The 2,265-nt window shown below is 47.9% G+C and carries 3 protein-coding genes; all 3 read right to left on the bottom strand.

The features are described 5' to 3' along the window. Positions 1-262 (bottom strand): four helix bundle protein (locus tag KKI21_03465; protein MBU4285258.1); only part of this gene is annotated, 262 nt, incomplete at its 3' end. 23 nt (positions 263-285) lie between these two features. Then, on the bottom strand, positions 286-1,533 hold the full coding sequence (locus KKI21_03460) for a glycosyltransferase (GenBank protein ID MBU4285257.1): 1,248 nt from the start codon (positions 1,531-1,533) through the stop codon (positions 286-288). Positions 1,534-1,614: 81 nt separating this feature from the next. Continuing rightward, a partial coding sequence (locus tag KKI21_03455; protein MBU4285256.1) for a hypothetical protein occupies positions 1,615-2,265 on the bottom strand: 651 nt, incomplete at its 5' end.

The following is a 2,265-nucleotide window of genomic DNA, read 5'->3' as shown; positions in this document are numbered from 1 at the left end:
TCAAGGATCCGAGAGCCACGCCCAATAGCTTAATGTAGCCCTTAAATGACGTTCCCTGACTTGCCCCTTCAACAATATTCTGCTTCCCGCTTCTAGCTGCCCCCTCCATCTGCTCCCGTAGTTTAAACCTTTTGTACCCCTTATACCTTTCATCCTCCCCTTCTTCCAAAAACTTCCCACAAAACTCCGCTGTCAGATCGCAAATAATCACCGACTGTTGGTAGGTCTTCAGATTTTTGTAAGGTGCCTGCGATTTTTCCATCGTCGTCATTCTTTAAACCCTTTCTACCCTTTAAACCTCTCTTTCCACTTATTTTCAACAAACTCCCGAAACTGTTGCTGGAATCGTTCTTTAGAAAACCCCTTCGCCCGCGCAACGCAGTCCTCCTTTACCCCCTTTACACCTTTTAGACCCCCCTCAAACCTCTCAATAGCCGCTACTAAACTCTCAACCGTCGGTTGGTCAAAAAACACGCCTGTTTTACCTTCAACGACGGTCTCCTGGACGCCGCCGGAGCGAAGGGCAATAACCGGTTTGCCAAAACTCATCGCCTCGACCGGAACGATTCCAAAATCCTCATCGGAAACAGGAAATATCAAAGCTTTACAAGCTTTGTAAAGTTTGGAAAGTTCTTGGTCTTCCACAAAGTCCATAAATTTAATATTTTTTCCCGCCAGCGCCTTCAGCCGCTCCTCCTCCCTCCCTGTTCCCACTATTACTAAGGGAAGATTTAGTTTGTTACAGGCCTCAATAGCAAGATCAATGTTTTTGTAGGCCGAGAGGCGGGAGACGACGAGGAAGTAGGGATTTCCAGAAAACTCAGAATAACTCGGAGCGTCGGAACGTCGGAACGTCGGAGCGTCAGACGTATCAGAATTTCTGACACTCTGATTTTTCTGACGTTCTGATTCACTGAGTTTTCTGAGTTGTTCTGAAACCAAACTCACTGGAGGGTAGATAACGGTCGCCTCCCGCCGCCAAAACTTCCTAACCCTCTCCCCCACCGTCTTCGAGTTGGCAATAATAAAATCCGGCCGCTGGGCGCTCTCAAAATCCCAAATTCTCAAATAATGATCCAGTATCTTGACCACCGGTCGGTAATACCAAACATCACGGCGGCTACTTTCCGCCCCGTAGTGATAAAGAAACCTCGCTGGAGTATGGCAATAATGAATATGAAGTTGTTCCGGGGTCGTCAAAACCCCCTTAGACCAAATGGTGCCATCGGAGATAATGACATCGTACTCTCGGAGATCAAAGTGCTCAAAAACCAAGGGGTAAAAGAAGGTGTATTGTTTCGAAAGCCAGCGAACAAAAGGAAACTTCTGCATCCGCGACGGACGAATATCCCACCTGTAGTTGCGACCCTTGTGGTCGCCTAAGTTTAAGGCAGGGACAAGCCCTGCAATTACATTCTCGTCAAACAATGAAGTAAAAACCGGCGCCTCCGGCCAAATTTCGTGAATCGCCTCCAGCACCCGTTCCGCTCCCCCGTATTCCGTCAAATAATCATGCACCAGCGCAACTTTCATAAATTATCCCCCCACTAAGCCATTACGGGTGTGTCTGTTTCTTGGCCGAACGGCCAAGAAACAGACAGACTAGGAATGTTGTTAAATCAGCTTCATCTGCGGGTGGGCCTCTTTTTCCCTCTGCTCTTCTCTGTTATCCTCAAGTTCTTTAACCAGCGATCTAAATTGCAACTTCTTCAAGGCCTCAAGCGCTTTTTCCGAGCGAAAATCACCAACCAGGCACTTTTCCAAATCCAACTCCACCGGCGCATCACTGGTAATCGTCGCCAGCATCTGCGAAAGTTCTGCCTGTTCTTTCTGACCACTCAAGAGCTTCCGCTGTCTTGACGTTAATTCATTTAAATGATCGAACACTCCCTCCAAAGTATCATATTTTTGCAATAAATCGACGGCCGTCTTCTCCCCCACCCCCGGCACCCCTGGGATATTGTCCGAGGGGTCCCCGCGCAAAGCTTTATAATCCACAATCTGATCGGGCCGCAATCCGTATCTCTCAAAGACCTCTTTAGCGTCATAGATTACCGGATTCGATAACCCCTTCAGCGGCGAATATACTTTCGTCTTCTCATCCACCAATTGCAAGACATCCCTGTCCCCGGTCACAATCACAGTCTCAACGTCAGTTTTGACATTTGAGTTGTGGTTTTGAGATTTGAGTTTTTCGGCCAGAGGCCGATCGTCCTTTGGACGAGAAATTTGAGATTGCAGCGTAGCGATAACGTCTTCCCCTTC

It is taken from the genome of Patescibacteria group bacterium, assembly GCA_018897295.1.
GTDB lineage: Bacteria > Patescibacteriota > Minisyncoccia > RBG-13-40-8-A > RBG-13-40-8-A > JAHILA01.
Note: the sequence above shows the minus strand (reverse complement) of the source record. Positions and strands in the feature narration are given on the sequence as shown.